This is a genomic window from Terrabacter sp. BE26 (assembly GCF_041941675.1).
In the GTDB taxonomy this organism is placed as follows: Bacteria; Actinomycetota; Actinomycetes; order Actinomycetales; family Dermatophilaceae; genus Terrabacter.
Genome location: NZ_CP090122.1, coordinates 2,559,232 through 2,578,074, shown reverse-complemented (window position 1 = coordinate 2,578,074; position 18,843 = coordinate 2,559,232). Strand labels below are relative to the sequence as shown.

General features: G+C 71.6%; 15 protein-coding genes. 6 read left to right on the top strand and 9 right to left on the bottom strand.

Annotated elements, in window-relative coordinates:
* Positions 1 to 69: 69 nt before the first annotated feature.
* Genes LQK93_RS11895 through LQK93_RS11880 form a run of 4 tightly spaced genes read right to left on the bottom strand, consistent with a single transcriptional unit; the run spans position 70 to position 3,811 of the window.
* Positions 70 to 1,230: a DNA polymerase III subunit delta' gene (locus LQK93_RS11895; protein ID WP_374967996.1), complete on the bottom strand. Its 1,161-nt coding sequence runs from the start codon at positions 1,228 to 1,230 to the stop codon at positions 70 to 72.
* Entirely contained in the window at positions 1,227 to 1,886 is a 660-nt protein-coding gene (tmk, locus tag LQK93_RS11890; RefSeq protein WP_374967995.1) for a dTMP kinase, read from the bottom strand. Before tmk ends, LQK93_RS11895 begins: the two co-directional genes overlap by 4 nt.
* Before the next feature lie 46 nt (positions 1,887 to 1,932).
* Complete coding sequence (locus LQK93_RS11885) at positions 1,933 to 2,967, bottom strand: aspartate-semialdehyde dehydrogenase (RefSeq protein ID WP_374967994.1); 1,035 nt, start codon at positions 2,965 to 2,967, stop codon at positions 1,933 to 1,935.
* 55 nt (positions 2,968 to 3,022) lie between these two features.
* Positions 3,023 to 3,811, bottom strand: coding sequence for a MerR family transcriptional regulator (locus LQK93_RS11880; RefSeq protein ID WP_374967993.1), 789 nt, complete (start codon positions 3,809 to 3,811; stop codon positions 3,023 to 3,025).
* A 105-nt stretch (positions 3,812 to 3,916) separates the two neighbouring features.
* Here LQK93_RS11880 and ddaH point away from each other — a divergent pair, with 105 nt between their 5' ends.
* Positions 3,917 to 4,687, top strand: a complete 771-nt coding sequence (gene ddaH, locus LQK93_RS11875; RefSeq protein WP_374967992.1) for a dimethylargininase — start codon at positions 3,917 to 3,919, stop codon at positions 4,685 to 4,687.
* A 118-nt stretch (positions 4,688 to 4,805) separates the two neighbouring features.
* A complete protein-coding gene (locus LQK93_RS11870; protein ID WP_374967991.1) occupies positions 4,806 to 6,221 on the top strand; it encodes a glycoside hydrolase family 3 N-terminal domain-containing protein in 1,416 nt (471 codons plus the stop codon).
* Between the two features lie 20 nt (positions 6,222 to 6,241).
* Here LQK93_RS11870 and LQK93_RS11865 read toward each other — a convergent pair whose 3' ends face one another.
* Positions 6,242 to 7,621: a serine hydrolase domain-containing protein gene (locus LQK93_RS11865; protein ID WP_374967990.1), complete on the bottom strand. Its 1,380-nt coding sequence runs from the start codon at positions 7,619 to 7,621 to the stop codon at positions 6,242 to 6,244.
* A 175-nt stretch (positions 7,622 to 7,796) separates the two neighbouring features.
* Here LQK93_RS11865 and LQK93_RS11860 point away from each other — a divergent pair, with 175 nt between their 5' ends.
* Positions 7,797 to 10,019: an NADP-dependent isocitrate dehydrogenase gene (locus LQK93_RS11860; RefSeq protein ID WP_374967989.1), complete on the top strand. Its 2,223-nt coding sequence runs from the start codon at positions 7,797 to 7,799 to the stop codon at positions 10,017 to 10,019.
* Between the two features lie 392 nt (positions 10,020 to 10,411).
* Here the strand turns inward: LQK93_RS11860 and LQK93_RS11855 are convergent, their stop codons facing one another.
* The gene (locus tag LQK93_RS11855; RefSeq protein ID WP_374967988.1) at positions 10,412 to 11,116 is read right to left on the bottom strand and encodes a FadR/GntR family transcriptional regulator; all 705 of its coding nucleotides are present in this window, start codon (positions 11,114 to 11,116) and stop codon (positions 10,412 to 10,414) included.
* Between the two features lie 157 nt (positions 11,117 to 11,273).
* Between LQK93_RS11855 and LQK93_RS11850 the strand changes: the two genes are divergently transcribed.
* Entirely contained in the window at positions 11,274 to 11,804 is a 531-nt protein-coding gene (locus LQK93_RS11850; protein ID WP_374967987.1) for a gluconokinase, read from the top strand.
* Positions 11,801 to 13,207 carry a GntP family permease gene (locus LQK93_RS11845; protein WP_374967986.1) on the top strand — a complete coding sequence of 469 codons (1,407 nt, stop codon included), beginning with the start codon at positions 11,801 to 11,803 and terminating at the stop codon, positions 13,205 to 13,207. The genes LQK93_RS11850 and LQK93_RS11845 overlap by 4 nt, the downstream gene beginning before the upstream one ends.
* A gap of 194 nt (positions 13,208 to 13,401) precedes the next feature.
* Here the strand turns inward: LQK93_RS11845 and LQK93_RS11840 are convergent, their stop codons facing one another.
* The 3 genes from LQK93_RS11840 to topA all read right to left on the bottom strand — a co-directional run bounded on the left by LQK93_RS11840 (position 13,402) and on the right by topA (position 17,518).
* Entirely contained in the window at positions 13,402 to 14,196 is a 795-nt protein-coding gene (locus LQK93_RS11840; RefSeq protein ID WP_374967985.1) for a PIG-L deacetylase family protein, read from the bottom strand.
* Between the two features lie 12 nt (positions 14,197 to 14,208).
* On the bottom strand, positions 14,209 to 14,673 hold the full coding sequence (locus LQK93_RS11835; RefSeq protein WP_374967984.1) for a GNAT family N-acetyltransferase: 465 nt from the start codon (positions 14,671 to 14,673) through the stop codon (positions 14,209 to 14,211).
* Positions 14,674 to 14,752: 79 nt separating this feature from the next.
* The gene (topA, locus tag LQK93_RS11830; RefSeq protein ID WP_374967983.1) at positions 14,753 to 17,518 is read right to left on the bottom strand and encodes a type I DNA topoisomerase; all 2,766 of its coding nucleotides are present in this window, start codon (positions 17,516 to 17,518) and stop codon (positions 14,753 to 14,755) included.
* A 305-nt stretch (positions 17,519 to 17,823) separates the two neighbouring features.
* Here topA and LQK93_RS11825 point away from each other — a divergent pair, with 305 nt between their 5' ends.
* Positions 17,824 to 18,603, top strand: a complete 780-nt coding sequence (locus tag LQK93_RS11825) for a dioxygenase (RefSeq protein WP_374967982.1) — start codon at positions 17,824 to 17,826, stop codon at positions 18,601 to 18,603.
* Positions 18,604 to 18,843 lie beyond the last annotated feature (240 nt).

Below are 18,843 nucleotides of genomic sequence, written 5' to 3'. Positions count from 1 at the left end.
CGCATCGAGGACGTATGCCGTCCGCCCCCGCTCGCCGGTCGGGCCACGGCCCGGAGCGCCACGCCCGTGTCAGAGGCCGAGGTCACGCGGCACGCGCAGCTGCAGCGCCATCGCCTCGAGCGCCAGCAGGGGCGGCACGTTGGCGTTGATGCGGTCGCGGGCCTCGTTGATCGCGTCCATCGCGGCGAGGAGCTGCTCCGGGACGAAGACGCCGGCGAGGGCCCGCACCTTGTCGACGGCGTCGGGGTTGACGAGGTCGACGTCGGACCCGAGACGCAGCACGAGGGCGTCGCGGTAGATCGACGTGAGGTCGACCAAGGCCCGGTCGACGACGTCCCGGGCGTAGCGGGTGGCCCGCATCTTCTGCTCGCGCTCGAGCGCCGCGACCTGCGAGCGGATGTGCGGCGGTTGGGTGCGCGCCGTGGGGTCGGCCCCGAGGGTCTCCATGAGCCGGGACCGCTCCGCCGCGTCGCGCTCAGCGATGGAGGCCGACGACTCCTCGTCGGCAATCTGCGCGAGGTCGGCGGCGGCGCCGATGGCATCGCCCACACCGAGGATCTTCGTCGCCATGGCGATGACGTCGCGACGACGGATGCGCGCCTGCTCGTCGCGGGCCAGCCGGCGCGCGAGGCCGATGTGCGACTGGGCGGCGCGGGCGGCATACAGCGCCATGGCGGGGTCGACGCCGTCACGGCGCTGGAGCAGGTCGGCGACGGCCTCGACCGGCGGCGTGCGCAGGCGGACGTGCCGTGAGCGCGAGCGGATGGTGACGATGACGTCCTCGAGGCTCGGCGCGCACAGCATCCAGACGGTGCGCGGGGTCGGCTCCTCGAGGGCCTTGAGCAGCGCGTCGGCCGGGGCGTCGGTGTAGGCGGTCAGGCGGTCGGCGTCCTCGATGATGATGATGCGCCAGCGGCCCACCGACGGACGCAGGGCCGCCTCCTGGACCAGGGCACGAGCCTCGGCGACCTTGATGGACAGGCCCTCGGTGGCCACGACCTTGACGTCGGCGTGGCTGCCGTCGAGCGCCGTGCGGCACTCCCGACACTGCCCGCAGCCGCCCCGGGGGCACTGCAGCGCCGCCGCGAACGCCCGGGCCGCCGTGGACCGGCCCGACCCGGGCGGCCCGGTGAAGAGCCACGCGTGCGTCATCGCGGACTCGTCGGACACGGCCCGCGACAGCGTCTCGATCGTGGGCTCCTGCCCGACGAGGTCGTCCCAGACGGTCATGCGCGGAGGGCGAACACCCGGTCGACGCCGTCGAGCACGGCGGCGTGGAGGCGCTCGACGGACTGGGCGGCGTCGAGCACGAGGTAGCGCTCCGGGTCGCTCGCGGCGAGCTCGAGGTAGCCGCGGCGCACGGCCCCGTGGAAGGCGTCCGCCTCGGACTCGAGCCGGTCGGGCGCGTCGCCGCGCCGCTCCCGCCCGACCTCGGGGCTCACGTCGAGCACGATGGTCAGGTCCGGCAGCAGGCCGCCGACGGCCCAGTGCTGCAGGGCCATGATCTCGTCGCGGCCGAGGGCCCGGCCGGCGCCCTGGTAGGTGATGGAGCTGTCGACGTAGCGGTCGGTGATGACGACCTTGCCCTCGTGCAGGGCCGGCTTGATGAGCTGGTCGACGTGGTGGGCCTTGTCGGCCGCGAAGAGCAGCGCCTCGGCGCGCGGCGACACGTGCTCGCCGTGGAGCACGAGCTCGCGGATCTGCTCACCGAGCGGTGTGCCGCCCGGCTGCCGGGTCACCACGACCTCACGGCCACCCTGCTGCAGCACCTCCTGGAGCAGGCGCACCTGGGTGGTCTTGCCGGCACCGTCGCCGCCCTCGAAGCACACGAAGAGCCCCGGGGCGGTGTCGGCTCGATGGGTCGCTGCCGCGAGGTTCTCCGTCACGGCCCGAGCCTATGCGAGGCATCCGACATCGGCCGCCCGCGCCGGCTCAGCGGCGGGCGAGCAGCTCCTCGGCGACCTGGACGGCGTTGAGCGCCGCGCCCTTGCGCAGGTTGTCGCCGACGACGAAGAGCACGAGGCCCTTGCCCTCGGGCGCGGCCTGGTCGGCGCGGACGCGGCCGACGAAGACCTCGTCGCGACCGGCGGCGTCGAGCGGGTTGGGCACGTCGGTGACGACCACGCCGGGCGCGTTCTTGAGCAGGTCGAGCGCCTCGTCGGGCGTGATGTCGCGCTCGAACTCGGCGTGGATGGCGAGGCTGTGGCCGGTGAAGACGGGCACCCGCACGCAGGTCCCCGAGACGCGCAGGTCGGGGATGTGCAGGATCTTGCGCGACTCGTTGCGCAGCTTCTGCTCCTCGTCCGTCTCGAGCGAGCCGTCGTCGACGATCGACCCCGCGAGGGGCACGACGTTGAAGGCGACCGGGACGGCATACACGGTCGGGTCGGGGACGGCCACCGCGCGCCCGTCGAGGGCGAGCCCGGAGGGGTCACCGGCGGCGTACGCTCCGCGCAGCTGGCCGTCGAGCTCCTGCACGCCCTTGCCGCCCGAGCCGCTGACGGCCTGGTAGCTGCTGACGTGCAGGCGCACGAGGCCGGCCTTCTCGTGCAGCGGCTTGAGCACCGGCATCGCGGCCATCGTGGTGCAGTTGGGGTTGGCGACGATCCCCTTGGGGATCTCGCGCAGGTCGTCGGCGTTGACCTCGGAGACGACGAGCGGCACCTCGGGGTCCTTGCGCCAGGCGCTCGAGTTGTCGATGACGGTCGCCCCGGCGGCGGCGACCTTGGGGGCCAGCTCCTTCGAGGCGGCCCCTCCGTTGGAGAAGAGCGCGATGTCGATGCCGGAGAAGTCGGCGGTGGCGGAGTCCTCGACGACGACGTCCTCGCCCTTGAAGGGCAGCGTCGTCCCGGCCGAGCGTGCGGACGCGAAGAAGCGGACCTGCGTCACCGGGAAGTCGCGCTCCTCGAGAAGGGCGCGCATGACGCCACCGACCTGACCCGTTGCACCGAAGACTCCGACTCGCATGGGCCCAAGGTTACGGCGAGGGAGATGGCCCTCCCCCGCCGCGTTCATCCCTCGGTCATTCGGTGCCCGCGTGGCGGTCGGCGTTGGCGTGGATCGCGTCGTGGACGTATGCCGCCAGGCCGGGGGCGATGTCCTCGTACGTCTTCGTGAACCGCGGGTCGGAGACGTACATGTCGGCCAGGCCGCGGTGGAAGTCGTGGCTGAGGTCGTAGAAGCGGTCCTGGATGTGCCTCCGGTGCTGCTCGGCGGCGTCCATGGCCGCCTCGCTCGTGGCGGGCTGTCCGGAGGTGAGGGCGGCGACGAAGGCCGCGTTGACGGCGTCCACCTCGGCCTTGACCTGCTCCCAGTCGGCCACCGTGTAGCCCTTGGTCCGCGACGCCGACTGCTTCCACGCGTCGGTCTCGCCCCAGCGCTCCTGGGCCTCCTGCTGGTAGCCGTCGTCGAAGCCGTCCCCGAAGAGCGCCTTGAGGTCCTCGGGGGTGGCGGGCTGGTTGCTCATCTCTCTCTCCAGTGCTCGGTCGATGGCCATGACGAGCTCGTGCAGCTCGTCCAGCCGGGACATGACCGTCGCACGCTGGCGGCGCAGGTGCTCGGCCGCGTCCTCGGCGCCGTCGAGCAGGGTCGCGATCTCGTCGAGCGGCAGCTCGAGCCGGCGGTAGACCACGACCTGCTGCAGCCGCTGGAGGTCCCCGTCGGTGTAGAGCCGGTAGCCCGCCCGCGAGCGCTCGCTCGGGACGAGCAGGCCGATCTCGTCGTAGTGGTGCAGGGTGCGCACCGTCACGCCGAAGAGCTCGGCGACCTGCCCCACCGTCCAGGTGGTCATCTGCTGCGTCCTTCCGGTCATGCACCGAGCGTGGGCCCTCACGTCGCGTGAGGGTCAAGTCCCTTGTGGCGCAGAGCGACACGGGCGCCGACGAACCCACCGTATGCCGGCCCCTAGAGTGAGCGCGTGCACCGTCGCCTCGCGCTCGTCCGCCGCCCCTCCCCCCACCTCGCGGACGGGATCGTGACGCACATCGAGCGGTCGGGGTCCGTCGACGCCGAGCTGGCCCTGCGGCAGTGGCAGGAGTACTGCGACGTTCTCCGGCGCCGCGACTGGGCCGTGGTGGAGGCGCCACCGGTGGATGCCTGTCCCGACGGGGTCTTCATCGAGGACCAGGTGGTCGTGCACGGCGATGTCGCGGTGCTGTGCCGCTCGGGTGCACGGGAGCGACGCGGGGAGCGCACCGGCGTGCGGGAGTCCGTGGAGGCGTACGGCTACCGCACGGTGGAGGTCGTGGCGCCCGGGACGCTCGACGGCGGAGACGTGCTCAAGCACGGCCACCACGTGTGGGTCGGCGTCGGCGGCCGGACGAACCTCGCCGGCGTGGACCAGCTGCGCGCGGCCCTGGAAGGTCATCGCGTCGAGGTCGTGCCGGTGCCCGTGTCGAAGGTGCTGCACCTGAAGTCCGCGGTCACGGCGCTGCCCGACGGCACCGTGCTCGGCTACCCGCCGCTCGTGGACGACCCGTCGGTGTGGCCGCGGTTCCTCGCCGTGCCGGAGGAGTCCGGCGCTCACGTCGTGCTGCTCGGCGGGATGTCGGTGCTCATGTCGGCGTCCGCGCCGCGCACGGCCCAGCTGCTCGCGGCGCGGGGCCACGACGTCGTGACCGTGGACATCTCCGAGTTCGAGAAGCTCGAGGGCTGCGTCACCTGCCTGTCCGTGCGACTCCGCGGCTAGCGGCGCCGTTCCGAACCGTGACCTGCCGGGCCTGCGAACCGCGTCCGGGGCGATCCCGTGCGACCTACACTGAAGCCGCGTCGCTGCGCTGACCTCCTCGAATGGCAGGTGGATCGCCGTGCGTCCCCGCTTCTCGCTCGCCTTCGGCCCAGTCGTCGCGGCCGTCGCCGCGCTGCTGTCGGTCTCCTCGGGCTCCAGCGCCCCGGCGGCCGTGGCGCTCACGCCGGCCGAGCAGGCCCTGGCCGCCTACAACCGCATGACCACGGCGCAGCGCATCGGCCAGCTCTTCATGGTCGGGGGCCCCGCGATCGGCCTGGGCACGGCCACCACGAGCGCGATCAGCACCTACCACGTCGGCAACCTCGTCCTCACCGGGCGCACGACGGCCGGCGCGCCGCCGGTCCGCTACCTGGCCGGGCAGGCCGACAACCTGACCACCACGACGGCGACAGCCGGCGTCCCCCTCCTCATCGCCGCCGACCAGGAGGGCGGCTACGTCCAGGTGCTCCAGGGCTCGGGGTTCTCCCGCATGCCGACCGCCCTGACCCAGGGCACGTGGGCCGACACGACGCTCACGGCATACGCCAGGGCGTGGGGGATCCAGGTGCTGCGCTCCGGGGTGGACGTCGACCTCGCTCCCGTGATGGACACCGTCTCGCAGGGCTTCGCCCCGTACAACAAGCCCATCGGCTACTACCAGCGGGAGTACGGCTACACACAGACCGTCGTCGCCGACAAGGGCACGACGTTGCTCCGCGGGATGCAGGCGTACGGCCTCGCGATGACGGCCAAGCACTTCCCCGGTCTCGGACGGGTGGCCGGCAACACGGACACGACCGCCGGGGTGACCGACACGGTGACGACGCGCACCTCGGCCGACATCACGCCCTTCCGGGCGGCCGTCAGCGCCGGCGCGCACCTGCTCATGGTCTCCTCCGCCTACTACTCGCGCATCGACCCGTACCACCCGGCAGTCTTCTCCAGCACCGTGATCCGCGGGATGATCCGCGGCGACCTCCGGTTCAACGGCATCGTCGTGAGCGACGACATCGGCAACGCCAGGCAGGTGGCCGCCTGGTCGCCGGGCACCCGGGCCGTGAGCTTCCTCAGCGCGGGCGGCGACATGGTGCTGACGGTCAACCCGTACGTCATCCCCGCGATGGTGGGCGCGGTGACCGCACGCGCCGCGTCGGACAGTGTCTTCCGCAGCTGGGTGCAGACCGCGGTGATGCGCGTGCTGACCGTCAAGGCGATGTACGGGCTGCTCGCACCGCGCCTGCCGGTGACGGGCTACTTCGGCTCGCTCACCACGGCGGCCCTGCAGCGCTGGCTCGGCATCGCGCAGACCGGGGTGTTCGACACGACGACGGTCCGCGCCCTGGAGGCCCGCACCGGGGCCCCGGTCGACGGCATCTGGGGGTCGCGGTCGATCGCCGCGCTGCAGAGCTACCTGTGGCTCTACCACGACGGGGCGACGACGTGGAACGCCCACACCGCCGCCGGCCTGCAGCGCTACCTCAACACCCAGCTCTGACCGGCCGCCCCGCCGCGTAGCTAGCGCCAACCTCCGTCGTGGACTCCGCCGGGAACGTCCGCCGTGGGGTCGTACGGCGTCCGCGTGAAGCGGAAGGAGGCGAGGTCCAGGTGCGTGGGTATGCCGTCCGCCGACCTGAGCACGCGCAGCGGCTCACCCGTGTAGTAGCCGTCCAGACCGACCCACTCGTCGGCGCCCACCGGGGCGAAGCGTGAGCCGCGCGCCGTGCCGGGATCGCCGAGGACGAGGTGCTCCCCGACGACCCGCGCCGTGGACACGGACGGCCCCCAGTGCCAGGTCCCGACGAGGTCGAGGACCGAGGGGTCGCCGGAGGCGTGCCACGGCTCGGGCGTCAGCGGCTCTCGCTCGGCGAAGTCCGTGAGCAGTCGCGCTGCCGTCGTGACGGGAGCCATGCCGGTCGTCGTGTTGGTGAGGACGACCGCGCCGTCGCCACTCTCGACGTCGACCCGCAGGCCGGCGAGGAAGCCCGGCATCGAGCCGCCGTGGCCGGCATACCTCGTGCCGTCGACGTTCCAGACCTGCCAGCCGAGCCCGTGGGCGGCGGTCCACGGCTGGCCCGGGTCGTCGGCCAGCGTGTGGGGCTCGTACATCTCGGCCAGGGTGTCGCGCGAGAGCACGTCGCCCGTGTCACCGCCGGCGAAGCCGGCCCAGCGGGCCAGGTCCTCGACCGTCGTCCACAGCTGTCCCGCCGGGGCCATCGCACCGGCGTCGTGCTCCGGCTCGGGCAGCAGGACGTCGGCGAAGGGGTGCACCGCCAGGCCCGGGGCGGCCCTGCCGTCGGGGCGCGTCGTCGTGCGGGTCATGCCGAGGGGAGCCAGCAGGTCGCGGCGCACGACGTCGAACCAGTCGGCCCCGTGGGCCCGGGCCACCAGCTCGCCGAGCGCCGCGAAACCGACGTTCGTGTAGTGGAAGCGGCGGCCCGCGCGGAAGCGCTGCGCCACCGGCGAGAAGGCGAGCGCGTCCCAGTCGCCGCCCGGCGTGCGCTCCCACCACGGGCCGTTCGTCTCGGCCTGCACTCCGCCGCCGTGCGAGAGCAGCTGGGCGATCGTGGCTCCGCCGATGCGCGAGCCGGGCACGTGGTCCTCGAAGCGGTCCGCTAGGTCGAGCCGGCCGGCGTCGCGCAGCCGCAGCACGGCCACCGCGACGAACGTCTTCGTGATGGATCCCATGCGGTACTGCGTGTCGGTGTCCGAGGCCACGCCCTCGGCGCGCCCGTCCACCGTGCCGATGGCATCGGACCAGACGAGGGCTCCACCGCGCACGATCCCAGCCGCGACCGAGGGCAGCCGGCCCCGCCGCTGCTCGGTGGCGAGCAGGTGATGCAGATGGCGGGCGGTGCCAGGGTCGAGGTCCGTGTGGTTGCTGGGGTCGTGGGTCACGCGCGCCAGCCTAGGAGGGACGTGCGTGGCACGGCCGAGGCCGCCCCGGCAGGATGGGACGGCGGCCCCCACGCCCCCCACGGCGGCTGCGCATCGGATATCTTGACATCAAGATTTATTCGGGACCCGCCTCTCGGATCTCGGCACGACCAGCAACCCGAACGGAGCACCCGCGTTGGACTCGACCATCATCTACACGCACACGGACGAGGCGCCCGCCCTGGCGACGGCCTCGCTGCTGCCGATCGTCTCGGCGTTCGCCAAGCAGGCCGGCGTCGACGTCGAGACGCGTGACATCTCGCTCTCGGGCCGCATCATCGCCAGCTTCCCCGACGCCCTGAAGCCGGAGCAGCGCATCGACGACGCCCTGGCCGAGCTCGGCGCCCTGGCCAAGACGCCCGAGGCCAACATCATCAAGCTGCCCAACATCTCGGCCTCGATCCCGCAGCTCAAGGCCGCGATCGCCGAGCTGCAGGCCGCCGGCTACGCGCTGCCCGACTACCCCGACAACCCGTCCACCGACGAGGAGAAGGCGGCGCGGGCGGCATACGACAAGGTCAAGGGCTCCGCCGTCAACCCCGTTCTGCGCGAGGGCAACTCGGACCGTCGCGCCCCCGCGTCGGTCAAGAGCTACGCGCGCAAGCACCCGCACTCGATGGGTGCGTGGAGCGCCGACTCGAAGACGAACGTGGCCACCATGGGCGAGCACGACTTCCGCCACAACGAGAAGTCCGTCGTCATGCCGGCCGACGACACCCTGCGCGTCGAGCTCGTCGGCCACGACGGCTCCACCACGGTGCTCAAGGAGTCGATCCCCGTCCGCGCGGGCGAGGTCGTCGACGCCACGTTCATGGACGTCGCCAGGCTGCGCGACTTCCTCTCCGAGCAGGTCAAGCGGGCCAAGGAGGAGGGCGTCCTCTTCTCGGTGCACCTCAAGGCCACGATGATGAAGGTCTCCGACCCGATCATCTTCGGCCACGTCGTGCGCGCCTTCTTCCCCGACGTCTTCGAGACGTATGCCGGCGCGCTCGCCTCCGTGGGCGCCTCGCCCAACGACGGACTCGGCGCCGTGCTCAAGGCCGTCGAGGGCCTGCCGGCCGACGAGCGCGCCGAGGTCGAGGCCGCCGTCGCCAAGGGCTTCGAGCAGGGCCCGGCCATCGCGATGGTCAACTCCGACAAGGGGATCACCAACCTGCACGTGCCGAGCGACGTCATCGTCGACGCGTCGATGCCGGCGATGATCCGCACCTCCGGGCACATGTGGAACCGCGACGGCGAGGAGCAGGACACCCTCGCCGTGCTGCCCGACAGCTCGTATGCCGGCATCTACCAGGTCGTCATCGACGACTGCCGCGTCAACGGTGCCTACGACCCCGCGACGATGGGCTCGGTCTCCAACGTCGGGCTCATGGCCCAGGCGGCCGAGGAGTACGGCAGCCACGACAAGACCTTCGAGATCCCGGCCGACGGCACCGTGCGCGTCGTCGACGGCTCGGGTGCGACGGTGCTCGAGCACGCGGTCTCGGCGGGCGACATCTGGCGTGCCTGCCAGACCAAGGACGTGCCGATCCGCGACTGGGTCAAGCTCGCGGTCACGCGCGCCCGCGCCACCGGCACGCCGGCCGTCTTCTGGCTCGACGAGGACCGCGCCCACGACGCGAACCTCATCGCCAAGGTCAACGAGTACCTCGGCGAGCACGACACCGACGGCCTCACGATCGAGATCATGAAGCCGACCGACGCGATCGCCTACTCCCTGGACCGCATCCGCAAGGGCGAGGACACGATCTCGGTCACCGGCAACGTGCTGCGCGACTACCTGACCGACCTGTTCCCGATCCTCGAGCTCGGCACCTCGGCCAAGATGCTCTCGATCGTCCCGCTCATCAACGGCGGTGGCCTCTTCGAGACCGGCGCTGGCGGCTCGGCACCCAAGCACGTGCAGCAGCTCGTGCAGGAGAACTACCTGCGCTGGGACAGCCTCGGCGAGTTCCTCGCCCTCGCCGTCAGCTTCGAGCACCTCGCCGGGGTCACCGGCAACGCCCGGGCCAAGGTCCTCGGCGAGGCCCTCGACCGCGCGACCGGCACCCTGCTCGACGAGAACAAGGGCCCGGCCCGCCGTGTCGGCCAGATCGACAACCGTGGGAGTCACGTGTGGCTCGCTCTCTACTGGGCGCAGGAGCTCGCGAAGCAGACCGAGGACGCGGCGCTCGCGGAGACGTTCGACCCGGTTGCGAAGGCTCTCGAGGACAACATCGACACGATCTCCCAGGAGCTCGTCGACGCCCAGGGCCACCCGGTCGACATCGGCGGCTACTACCGGCCCGACGCCGACAAGGTCACCTCGGTGATGCGTCCGTCGAAGACCTTCAACGAGATCGTCGACGCCCTCGCCTGAGGTTCCCTCTCACCCGAAGTGCCCACTCGACCGACACGGTCGAGTGGGCACTTTCGTACGCGCCCGAAAGGGTCGAGGGCTCGGGACCGGAACCGCGCCATGGCGCACTTCCGTTGATCATCGGACCCGGATCGGGACCGGAACCGCGCCATGGCGCAGTTCCGTTGGTCATCCGGCTCGGATCGGGGCCGGGACCGCGCCATGGCGCAGTTCCGTTGATCATCGGGCCCGGATCGGGACCGGAACCGCGCCATGGCGCAGTTCCGTTGGTCCTCGGACCCGGATCGGGACCGGAACCGCGCCATGGCGCAGTTCTCGTTCGCCGGCGGCCAGGGCGGGTGGGCACCTCGAGCGCCCCACGGCGGGGACGGCATACGTACGCGGTGAGCTGGCTAGGCCTCGGCGTCGCGGAGGGCGTCGGTGGCCTCGGCGATGATCGCCTGCATGGCGGCCGCGGCGGCCGCGCCGTCGCCCGACTGGACCGCCTCGGCGACGTCGCCGTGCAGGCGCACCGCCACGGGGTTGGGCGTGGCGGGCATGAGGTCGTGGTGCGTACGACCGGCGAGCACCTCGCCGACGACGTCGGACAGCGCGGCCAGCATCTCGTTGCCGGACGCCGCGAGCAGGGTGGCGTGGAAGAGCTGGTCGGCCTCGAGGTAGGCCTCGAGGTCACCGGACTTGGCATGGACGGCCATCTGCATGACCGCCCCCATGAGGGCCCCGCACTGCTCCGGCGTCGCGTGGGCGGCGGCGAGCTCGGCCGCGACCGGCTCGATGCCGCGGCGCACGTCAGCGAGGGAGAGCAGCTGCTGCTCGCGCCCGGGGCCGTCGAGGCGCCAGCGGATGACGCGCGGGTCGAAGACGTTCCACGTGGTGCGCGGCAGCACCCGCACGCCCAAGCGCTTGCGGGCCTCGACGAGACCCATCGAGTCGAGCACCCGGATCGCCTCGCGCACGACCGAGCGGGACACCCCGTAGCCCTCGTCGAGCTGGTCGATGCGCAGCACCGTGCCCGGCTCGAGCTCGCCGACGACGATCTGGCGACCGAGGTCGTCCAGGACGCTCGCGTGGAGGGCAGGGCGGCGGTCGGTCGGCACGGGGTCAGCCTGACACACGACCACTCTGCTCCCGATCATCGGCATTAAATCTGCTTTATTGAGTCATGTGGGTTGATAAGACGCCCTTGTTGCTGCACCCTAGTGCGAGCGACTCGACGAAGACGTCGTTCGAGCCGGACGAAGGAGTCACGGATACATGCAGCACCACCCACCTCCGCTGGTCGTCGTCATGGGGGTGTCCGGCTCGGGCAAGACCACCATCGGCGCGGCCCTCGGGCAGCGTCTGCGGGTCCCGTTCGCGGACGCCGACGACTTCCACCCGCCGGCCAACATCGACAAGATGTCGGCCGGCATCCCCCTCACCGACGACGACCGCGGCCCGTGGCTCGCGACCATCGCCACCTGGCTCGGAGAGCACGCGGCGAGCGGCGGGGTGACCAGCTGCTCGGCGCTCAAGCGCGCCTACCGCGAGGTCCTCGCCGCGGCGGCACCCCAGGTCTTCTTCGTGCACCTGCACGGCGAACCCGAGGTCATCGCCGCCCGGGTCGCCGGGCGCCCCGGCCACTTCATGCCGGCTGCTCTGGTCGAGTCGCAGTTCGCCACGCTCGAGCCACTCGAGCCGGGCGAACGCGGAGCCGTCCTCGACGTCGACCAGCCGGTCGACGACCTCGTCACCCAGTCCCTCACCCTTCTCGACTCTCGCGATACGGAAGCGATCCGCCCATGACCACCCCCCTGACCACCGACCTGCTCTCCCTGCTGCCCGGCTCGGCACTGGCAGCCGACAAGCTCCCCGACATCCCGGCGGGGCGTCTCGTGCCCGCAGCCCTGCTCGGCATCGCCGTGCTCGTCGTCCTCATCGTGCGGTTCAAGCTGCACCCGTTCCTCTCGCTGACGCTGGGCGCGCTCACCGTCGGCGCGGTCGCCGGCGTGCCGATGGCCGACGTGCTCGACAGCTACTCGAAGGGCTTCGGCAGCACGGCTGCCGGCGTGGGCATCCTCATCGCGCTCGGCGCGATGTTCGGCAAGCTGCTCGCCGACTCGGGCGGCGCCGACGAGATCGTCGACACGATCATCGGCCGCAGCGGCACGCGTTCGCTGCCCTGGGCGATGGCTGCCGTCGGCGCCATCATCGGGCTGCCGATGTTCTTCGAGATCGGCCTCGTGCTGCTGATGCCGGTCATCTTCCTCGTCGCACGCCGCTCGCAGCAGTCGGTGATCCGCGTCGGCATCCCGGCCCTCGCCGGCCTCTCGGCGATGCACGGCCTGGTGCCGCCCCACCCGGGCCCGCTCGTGGCCATCGACGCCCTCAAGGCCAACCTGGGCGTGACCCTCGGCTTCGGCATCCTCGTCGCCATCCCCACGATCGCGCTCGCCGGGCCGTGGTTCGCACGGTTCGCCGCCCGCTGGGTCGACGTTCCCGCGCCCGACCTGTTCGAGGCGCGGGAGTCCGACAACGGCGCGCGCCCGTCGTTCGGCATCACGATGCTCACCGTCCTCACGCCCGTCGTCCTGATGATGGGCAAGGCCCTGGCGGACATCCTCGCCGGCAAGGGCACCGCCGCCCGCACCGCGCTCGACTTCCTCGGCACGCCGCTCATCGCCCTGCTCATCGCCGTCATCCTCGCGATGTTCACCCTCGGCCGTGGCGCCGGCATGGGCGTCAAGCAGATCAGCTCCTCGCTCGAGTCCTCGCTCGGGCCGATCGCCGGCATCATCCTCATCGTCGCGGCCGGCGGCGGCTTCAAGCAGACCCTCATCGACACCGGCATCGGCCAGCTCGTCGCCGACTGGATCGCCGGCAGCGGCCTCTCGGTCCTGCTGCTCGCCTGGCTCGTCGCCGTGCTGATCCGGCTCGCGACCGGCTCGGCCACGGTGGCCACGGTCACCGCCTCGGGCATCCTCGCGCCGCTCGCGGCAGGCATGTCGACGAATGAGGTCTCGCTCATGGTCCTGGCCATCGGCGCCGGCTCGGTCTTCTTCTCGCACGTCAACGACGCCGGCTTCTGGCTCGTCAAGGAGTTCTTTGGCCTCAAGGTCGGCCAGACGATCAAGTCGTGGTCGCTCATGGAGACGGTGCTCTCGGTCACGGGCCTCGTCCTCGTCCTGCTGCTCAACCTCGTCGTCTAGCTGCCCCCAACGCCGCAACCGTCGAAGGGCCATCCCTTGCGGATCCGTGCAGGTCGAGAGGCCAGTTCTCGTGCGAGAACTGGCCTCTCGCTGTTCTCAAGGCGGCATGCTTTGGCCTCTCGACGTCCCAGGACCCGCAAACTTTGGCCTCTCGACGGTTGGGGGTCAGGGCTGGGGGATGTCGATGACGGGGCTCACTCCACGTCGAGGAACCAGCCCGTCACCATCCCGGCAGGACGGGCCGGCTCGATGTAGTGCTCCCACGAGAAGGCGGCGGCGAACATGTCCATCGGCATCTGGAGCATGCCCTGCGCGTCGGACTGGCTCGCGTGAGCCTTGAGCGCCGACCGCTTGACCTCGATGAACTCGCTCACGTCGCAGGCCCAGTGCAGCTCGCTCTCGAGGCTGCCGAGCGGGTTGCCGTCGTCCATCGGGAGGGTCGGGTCCCACTCCCCCACGTCGAGCCCCGCTGCGAGCGCCGCCTGGTGCGAACGGATCATGGCGTCGCGGTTCATCGACCCCTCGAGGTAACGAGGCGTCCCGGCGAGCTGCGCCGCGCGCTTGGTCACGGCGTGGACCTTGACGTGGTCGGGGTGGCCGTAGCCGCCGTGCCAGTCGTAGCCCACGACGAAGTCGGCCTGCTCCTCGCGCAGGATGGCGGCGAGGCGCTCCGCCGCCTCCTCGGTGTCGGCCCTGGCGAAGCTGGCTTCGTGGTCGTTCTGCGCCCAGCCCGTCATCCCGGAGTCGGCGTAGCCGAGGAACTCGACCCGGTGGGTCCCGATCAGCGCGTTGGACGCGGCAGCCTCGGCGCGGCGCCGGTCGACGACGGTCTCGCCCTCGGCCAGGTCGTCGGGGACGTCGCCGTGGTCGCCGTTGGTGGCCACGACGAGGACGACCCGATGGCCCTCGCTGACGGCACGCGCCATCGAACCGGCCGACTGCGAGGCCTCGTCGTCGGGGTGGGCGTGCACGAAGACCAGCGTTGACATGCTCACAGCCTCTCACCGCCCGCCGATCTCCGTAGACACGTCGCCGACGGGCAGCGTGTAGACGACGAAGCCCTCGAAGGTGGCCAGCTCGTCGTAGAGGCGGCGCGCGACCGCGTTGGACTCGTGCGTCTGCCAGTAGACGCTGCCGCAGCCCTGCTCCCGGGCCCAGTCGCGCAACGCGCCGACGAGCGCGCTGGCGACGCCGCGGCCGCGCACGTCGGGGTCGGTGAAGAGGTCCTCGAGGTAGCACAGGTCGGGCTCGCTGGAGCTCGGGTGCACGAGGAAGTGGGCGATCCCGACGAGTCGACCGTCGAGCCAGGCGCCGCGCCCGTGCAGCCTTGTGCCCGAGCTGATCTCGCGCCACGCGCGGTCGTACGCCGCCTGGTCGAGCTCACGCCCGTAGAACCGGAGGTACGCCCGGAAGAGCTCTTCCCAGCGGTCCCGGTCCCCGGGCTCAAGCCGTCGGATCTCGATCACGAGCCGACGCTAGCGCGACGCCCGCGTATGCCGGGAGGCCCGGCACCCGGCATACGCGGTCACTCGCTGGAGCGGGCGGTCAGGCCTTCTTCGTGGCGGCCTTCTTGGTCGTGCGCTTCGTGGTCTTCTTGGCCGTCTTCTTCACGGCGCGCTTGCGGGTGGTCGGGCCCTTGGCGCGCTTCTCGGCGAGCAGCTCGTAGCCGCGATCCGGGGAGATCGAAGAGGGGTCGTCGTCCTTGCGGAGCGTCGCGTTCGTCTCGCCGTCGGTGACGTAGGGCCCGAACCGGCCGTCCTTGACCACGACCGGCTTGCCGCTGACCGGGTCGGCGCCGAGCTCCTTGAGCGGCGGCGCGGCGGCGGCTCGGCCACGCTGCTTGGGCTGCGCGTAGATCGCGAGCGCCTCCTCGAGCGTGATGTCGAACAGCTGCGACTCCGAGGTGAGCGAGCGCGAGTCGGTGCCCTTCTTGAGGTAGGGCCCGTAGCGGCCGTTCTGCGCCGTGATCTCGACGCCCTCGGCGTCGGCCCCGACGACGCGCGGCAGCGACAGCAGCTTGAGCGCGTCCTCGAGCGTCAGGGTCGAGAGCTCCATGTCCGTGAAGAGCGAGGCCGTGCGTGGCTTGACCTTGGCGGCCTTCCTGGCCTTGGGCTTGTCGGCGCCGGCGGCCGCTGCGTCGTCGTCCTCGACGACCTCGGTGACGTACGGGCCGTAGCGCCCGGCCCGGGCCACGATCTCGCGCCCGCTCTCCGGGTCGCGCCCGAGCACCTTGCCGTCGTCGGCGGCCACCTCGAGCAGCTCGCGGGCCTTCTCCGGGGTCATCTCGTCGGGCGCCACGTCGTCGGTGATCGTCGCCCGGCGAGGCGTCGCAGCCACCTCGGCGCCCTCGGCGACCTCGCCCGTCGCGAGGTCGACCCCGGCAGGGACGACCTCCTCGACGTACGGGCCGTAACGGCCGACCCGGACGACCATGCCGTCGCCGATGGGGATGGTCGAGATCTCCTTGGCGTCGATCTCGCCGAGGTCCTCGACGAGCGACTTCAGGCCCTCCCCGGTCGTCGCCTCCTCGCCGAAGTAGAAGCGCTTGAGCCAGTCGATCCGGCGCTCGTCACCGTTGGCGATGCGGTCGAGGTCCTCCTCCATCGAGGCGGTGAACTCGTAGTCGACGAGGTTGCCGAAGTGCTCCTCGAGCAGGCGGGTCACGGCGAAGGCCAGCCACGTCGGCACGAGGGCCTGGCCCTTGTTGAAGACGTAACCGCGGTCCTGGATCGTGCCGATGGTCGCGGCATACGTCGAGGGTCGGCCGATGCCGCGCTCCTCCATCGCCTTGACGAGCGTGGCCTCGGTGTAGCGGGCCGGCGGGCTCGTCTCGTGCCCCTGGGCCTCGGCGCGGACGACCTCGAGGGCGACCCCGGCCGAGAGCTTGGGCAGGCGGCGCTCCTCGGCGGCGGCGTCGGCACGAGCCGCGGCCTCGTCGTCGCGGCCCTCCTCGTACGCGGCGAGGAAGCCCTTGAAGGTGATGACGGTGCCGCTCGCGCTGAACTCGACCGACTGCGCACCCTCGACCGCCGTGTCGACGGCGAGCTTGACGGTGGCGGTCGAGCCGCGGGCGTCGGCCATCTGCGAGGCGACGGTGCGCTTCCAGATCAGCTCGTAGAGCGCGAACTCCTCGCCGCGGAGCGACCCGGCCACCTGGGCCGGCGAGCGGAAGCGGTCACCGGCGGGGCGGATGGCCTCGTGGGCCTCCTGCGCGTTCTTGACCTTCTTCTCGTAGCGGCGCGGGCTGTCCGGGACGTACTCGGCGCCGTAGAGGTCGCGCGCCTGGCTGCGGGCGGCGGTCGTCGCGGCGTCCGACAGCGTCGTGCTGTCGGTACGCATGTAGGTGATGTAGCCGTTCTCGTAGAGCCGCTGCGCGACGCGCATCGCGTTCTTGGACGACATCCGCAGCTTGCGCGACGCCTCCTGCTGGAGGGTCGAGGTCGTGAACGGGGCCGACGGGCGTCGGGTGTAGGGCTTCTCCTGGACGTCGGTGACGCGTGCCGTGTGCGACAGGGACGCCTCGGCGATCCGCGTGGCGAGCGCCTCGTCGAGGTGGACGACGCCCTTGCCCGTCAGGCGGCCGTCGTCGGCGAAGTCGCGACCGGTCGCGACGCGGGTGCCGTCGACGGAGGACAGCCGTGCGGTGAACTGCTGGCTCGCACCCTCGGGCGTGAACTCGCCCTCGACGTCCCAGTAGGAGGAGCGGACGAACGCCATGCGCTCGCGCTCACGCTCGACGACCATGCGGGTCGCGACGGACTGCACGCGGCCGGCCGACAGGCCCTGGCGGACCTTGCGCCACAGGACCGGGCTGACCTCGTAGCCGTAGAGGCGGTCGAGGATGCGGCGGGTCTCCTGCGCGTCGACCATCGCGGTGTCGATCTCGCGGGTGTCGTTGACGGCGCGCTGGATCGCCTCGCGGGTGATCTCGTGGAACACCATGCGCTTGACCGGGACCCGCGGCTTCAGGGCCTCGAGCAGGTGCCACGCGATGGCCTCGCCCTCGCGGTCCTCATCGGTGGCGAGGTAGAGCTCGCTGGCGTCCTTGAGCAGTCGCTTGAGCTCGGCGACCTTCTTCTTCTTGTCGGGGTCGACGACGTAGTAGGGGTCGAAGCCGTTCTCGACGTCCACGGCGAACTTGCCGTAGGGCCCCTTCTTCATGTCCGCCGGCAGCTCCGACGGGTTGGGCAGGTCACGGATGTGCCCGACCGACGCCTCGACCTCGAAGTCGCCGCCGAGGTAGCCGGCGATGGTCTTCGCCTTGGCGGGCGACTCGACGATGACGAGCTTGCGGCCCTTGCCTGCGGCCATGGTGCACCTTCAACTTCCCGCATCTCACGTGCAGCGGATTCGTCGCTGCCCGGACGTGGACGCGGACCGACCGTAACAGCACCCGCGGCCGGGACTCGCGGGGCATCCACGGGAGAGGGCGTATGCCGTCACCCCACCGACCGCACACCGCCCGCCTCAGCGCACCGCCGGGTTCAACGGCGACGCCCGTCCGGACGCCGGGTGCCTCGGAAGCCGGGCGGACGGCATACGTGCTCGGGAATGATGGGGATCGAGAGGGCGTTTCCGTGATAGTTTAGGATTCAATAACTTTGGAAGGAATTGCCATGTCGGCACCGGTCCTCTACCTCAGCCACGGCGCGCCGCCCCTCGCGGACGACGAGCGCTGGACCGCCGAGCTGTCGGCCTGGTCCACCGAGATCGCCAAGCCCCGGGACGTGCTCATCATCTCGGCCCACTGGGAGGACGCGCCCACGACCCTCGGCTCGACCACCGGCGCCCCCCTCACCTACGACTTCTGGGGTTTCCCGCAGAGGTACTACGAGGTCACCTACGACGCGCCCGCCGCCCCGTCGCTGGCCGACGACGTGACGAAGCTGCTCACCTGGCCCGGCCACACGGTCCACCGTGACGAGGCGCGCGGCCTCGACCACGGCGCCTACGTGCCCCTCAAGGAGATGTTCCCCGACGCCGACGTGCCGGTGCTGCAGATGTCGATGCCGACGCTCGACCCGCGCGGGCTCTTCGAGATCGGGCGGCGCCTCGCCCCGCTGCGCGCACAGGGCACGCTGATCGTCGGCTCCGGCTTCACCACGCACAACCTGCAGTGGTTCAACCCCCGCGCCGGGTCGGACGCCCTGCCCCCCAGGGCGAGCGCCGAGTTCGACCACTGGGCGCAGGAGGCCATGCGGTCGCAGGACGTCGACAGCCTGCTCGACTTCCTCGACAAGGCCCCCGCCGCCCACGAGGCGCACCCCCGCACCGAGCACTTCGCCCCGCTCTTCGTCACCCTCGGCGCCGCCTACGAGTCCGGCGGCCTCGACAACAAGAGCGTCATCGAGGGCTTCTGGTTCGGCCTGAGCAAGCGCTCCTGGCAGTTCGGCTGACCCGGCCCGGGTGGCCCGGATGGCCCGGCGAGCTGGGCGGCCTCGGCGGGATCGGCTGTCGCACCGACCGCACGGGAACCCCCGCGGAGGGCAGCCCGTTGGTCACGTGTGGCGCTCCACGATCGCGGCCGCGGCTCGGAACCTCCCCTGACTCCGAGCCGCGGCCGCCCCTTTCCCGAGGGCGGCGCGGGCGCCGACGGTGTGACGGAACCGGCGGTAACGCCCACCCGTCGCAGACGC